Annotated in this window: 4 protein-coding genes and 1 pseudogene; 2 read left to right on the forward strand and 3 right to left on the reverse strand. The window is 72.1% G+C overall.

Going from position 1 to position 3,693, the window contains the following annotated elements:
• Positions 1-772, forward strand: a 772-nt coding sequence (locus ACYVE9_RS18985) for a dihydrolipoamide acetyltransferase family protein (protein WP_461029081.1), incomplete at its 5' end; no start/stop codon positions are given.
• 162 nt (positions 773-934) lie between these two features.
• Here the strand turns inward: ACYVE9_RS18985 and ACYVE9_RS18990 are convergent.
• The 3 genes from ACYVE9_RS18990 to ACYVE9_RS19000 all read right to left on the reverse strand — a co-directional run bounded on the left by ACYVE9_RS18990 (position 935) and on the right by ACYVE9_RS19000 (position 3,219).
• A complete protein-coding gene (locus ACYVE9_RS18990) occupies positions 935-1,495 on the reverse strand; it encodes a bacterial proteasome activator family protein (protein ID WP_461029082.1) in 561 nt (186 codons plus the stop codon).
• A gap of 31 nt (positions 1,496-1,526) precedes the next feature.
• Positions 1,527-2,117, reverse strand: coding sequence for a hypothetical protein (locus tag ACYVE9_RS18995; protein ID WP_461029083.1), 591 nt, complete (start codon positions 2,115-2,117; stop codon positions 1,527-1,529).
• Positions 2,118-2,241: 124 nt separating this feature from the next.
• On the reverse strand, positions 2,242-3,219 hold the full coding sequence (locus ACYVE9_RS19000; RefSeq protein ID WP_461029084.1) for an NAD(P)H-quinone oxidoreductase: 978 nt from the start codon (positions 3,217-3,219) through the stop codon (positions 2,242-2,244).
• A gap of 215 nt (positions 3,220-3,434) precedes the next feature.
• On the opposite strand from ACYVE9_RS19000, the pseudogene ACYVE9_RS19005 reads away from it, so the two are divergent.
• Positions 3,435-3,693: pseudogene (locus tag ACYVE9_RS19005) on the forward strand (hypothetical protein); the annotation flags it as partial.

Below are 3,693 nucleotides of genomic sequence, written 5' to 3' on the forward strand. Positions count from 1 at the left end.
GCCGGCCGCGCCCGCCGCGGACCGGGCGACGAGCCCGGCGCCGTCGGTGGAGCCGCAGTCGATGGCCGCCATCCGGGAGCGCCGGGTGCCGGTCAAGGGCGTGCGCAAGGCGACGGCCGCCGCCATGGTGTCCAGCGCCTTCACCGCGCCGCACGTCACCGAGTTCGTGACGGTCGACGTCACCCGCACGATGAAGCTCGTGCAGCAGCTCAAGGAGGACCCGGAGATGGCGGGGCTGCGGGTCAACCCGCTGCTGCTCGTCGCCAAGGCCCTGCTGGTCGCCATCCGCCGCAACCCGGACGTCAACGCGTCCTGGGACGAGGAGAACCAGGAGATCGTCTACAAGGACTACGTCAACCTGGGCATCGCGGCGGCCACCCCGCGCGGGCTGATCGTGCCGAACATCAAGGACGCCCAGGCCAAGACGCTGCCGGAGCTGTCGACGTCGCTGAGCGACCTGATCAGCACCGCACGGGACGGCAAGACGTCACCCGCCGACATGCAGGGCGGGACGGTCACCATCACCAACGTGGGCGTCTTCGGTGTGGACACCGGCACGCCGATCCTCAACCCCGGGGAGTCCGCGATCCTCGCCTTCGGCGCGATCAAGGACCAGCCGTGGGTGCACAAGGGCAAGGTCAAGCCCCGCAAGGTCACCACGCTGGCGCTCTCCTTCGACCACCGGCTGGTCGACGGCGAGCTGGGCTCCCGCGTGCTGGCCGACACGGCGGCCGTGCTGGAGCACCCCAAGCGGCTCATCACCTGGAGCTGACGGGCGGCGGCCCGGCGGGCGATCAGCAGCCGTCCGACGGGCGTCCCCGGCGGCAGGAACACCGGAAGGGCCCGGCACGTACGCGTGCCGGGCCCTTCCGGTGTCCGCCGCCCGTGCTTCCGTGCGGCGGGAAGGTCCGAGCGGTCAGCGGTGTCCGAGCGGTCAGAGGTAGGGGCCGGAGCGGACCGGGCCCTGCTCGCCTGCGCCCTCGGGACCGTCGGGCAGCGTGCCGGGCGGCAGCGCCCGCCGCATCTGCTCCAGCTGGGCGCGGGCAGCCATCTGCTGGGCGAAGAGGGCCGTCTGGATGCCGTGGAAGAGGCCCTCCAGCCAGCCCACGAGCTGGGCCTGGGCGATGCGCAGTTCGGCTTCGGTGGGCACCACGTCGTCGGTGAAGGGCAGCGAGATCCGCTCCAGCTCCTCGATCAGCTCGGGTGCGAGTCCGTCCTCCAGCTCCTTGACGGAACTGGAGTGGATCTCCTTGAGCCGGACCCGGCTCGCCTCGTCCAGCGGCGCCGACTTCACCTCTTCCAGCAGCTGCTTGATCATGCTGCCGATCCTCATGACCTTGGCGGGCTGCTCGACCATCTCGGTCACCGGGGTCTCCCGGGCGTCCCCGTCGTCGCCGCTGCCCGCGGCCGCGGTGCTGCCGAGTGCCATCCCGTCCGGGCCGACGACCAGGACCTGCTGACTCTCCTGCGAGCGTTCGTTCATCGGCTGTGTCATACCTCCATTCTGCACGCCGGCGGCGGACCGCTCACCGGCGCCGCAGGCGAAGCCCGAGGAACGCCAGCCCCAGCCCCAGGCAGGCCAGTCCGGCGCCCAGCGGGAGCACCGGCAGCAGCTCGCCACCGGTCTGCGGGAAGGTCAACTGCTCGCCGGCCCGCTCGTCCTCCTCGTCCGCGTACAGGTCCCACTCGCCGAGGTCGTCCTCGCGGACCTCGTGCGCGGGGATCCAGCGCTGCGGGGACGGCGGCTGCTGCCGCGGCGGCACCGACGGCCGCACCACGACGTCCTGCGGCTGCCGGGACGGCGTGGGCGAGGGGGTCGGCGACGGCGGCGGTGCCGAGAGGGACGCCTCCGCGTCCGGCGACTCGCTGTCCGACGGCGACGCGGAGGGCGACGGTGAGCCCGCGGCGTCGTGGGACGGCTCGCCGTGCCCGGGCCACAAGCCACCGTGCCCATGCCCCGGTACCGGCAACACCAGCTCGCCGCCGCCCACGGGATACCGGAAGGAAGGCGACGAGGACGGCTCCGACGGCGGAGCCGTGGTCGCCATCGCCACCGAGGCCGGCAGCATCGCGGTCAGGACCACACTGACGAGCAGACCACTCACGGACGCCTTCACGAGCTCCGATCCCTCCCGTACAGACTCACCGACTGGAGTAGTACCAGCGTCACATGAATGGCGGAGTCCGGCATCTCGGGCGGAAGGGTTGACGCAGAGTGAATTGAGGGGCTCGGGGGCCGCCTCAACGAGTCAGCAGGATCTTGCCGACGTGGCTGCTGCTCTCCATCGTCCGATGCGCCTCCGCCGCCTGGGGCAACGGGAGTTGACGGTCCACCACGGTACGGATCCGGCCGCTCTCGACCAGCGGCCACACGTGCTCCCGCACCGCTGCCACGATAGCGGTCTTCTCCTCCACCGGCCGCGCCCGCAGGGTCGTCGCCGTGATGGCACCGCGCTTGCCGAGCAGTGCGCCCAGGTTCAGTTCGCCCTTGCGACCGCCCATCAGACCGATCACCGCGATGCGGCCGTTGACCGCGAGTGCCTTGATGTTCCGGTCGAGGTACTTGGCCCCGATGATGTCCAGGACGACGTCGGCGCCGTGACCGTCCGTCGCCTTGGCCAGCTCCTCCACGAAGTCCTGCTCGCGGTAGTCGATGAGCACGTCCGCACCCAACTCGGCGCAGCGCCGCAGCTTCTCCGTGCTGCCCGCCGTCACCGCCACCCGTGCTCCGACGGCCTTCGCCAACTGGATCGCCATCGTGCCGATCCCACTGCCGCCGCCGTGCACCAGCAGCGTCTCACCCGGCCGCAGATGCGCGATCATGAAGACGTTCGACCAGACCGTGCAGGCCACCTCGGGCAGCCCGGCCGCCTCCACCACGTCCATACCGGCGGGCACGGGCAGCAGTTGACCGGCCGGCACGGCGACCTTCTCCGCGTAGCCGCCACCGGTCAGCAGCGCGCACACCTCGTCGCCGACGTTCCAGCCGACCGCACCCGGCCCCAACTCGGCGATCGTCCCGGAGCACTCCAGGCCCGGGTAGGGGGACGTGCCGGGCGGCGGGTCGTAGAAGCCCTGCCGCTGGAGCGTGTCGGCACGGTTGACGGCCGTCGCCGCCACCTCGATCAGGACCTCGCCCTCACCGGGCACGGGATCGGGTACCTCGGCCCAGACGAGCGCCTCGGGGCCACCGGGTTCGGGAATCGTGATCGCATGCATACACCCGACGCTACCCCGCTGCCCCGCCGGCCCGCAGGCGCCCGCGCGGCCCCGCCGGGGCGGGCCGGGCGCGCACGTCCACGCCGCTGAACGGGTGAGAACACACGGTGACGGGAACCGGGACCAATCGTTCCGCAGTGGGATCAATCATCACCTGTTCCCGACACCCTCCGGTCCCGTACGCCAGGGGCCGGACCCATCGGAGGTCGCCGCACATGCTCACCACCAACACCGACGCATGCGCACTTCCCGCAGGACGCGCACCCGTACTAGGAGAGGCCGACGAGAACCGCCTCGCCCTCCTCGCCAAGCTCACCGAGTACGGCGTGCCACCCGGCCCCGGTGACCGCACGGCCCTCGCCGCGCTGTCCGCGCTGGACTCCGGCACGGTCTCCACCGTCGTGCAGTGGCTCGCGCACGCCGCGGCCACCGCCGCCCCGTCCCTCGCCGCACCTGCCCCGCTCCCGGCCGACC

Source organism: Streptomyces sparsus, from assembly GCF_054776295.1.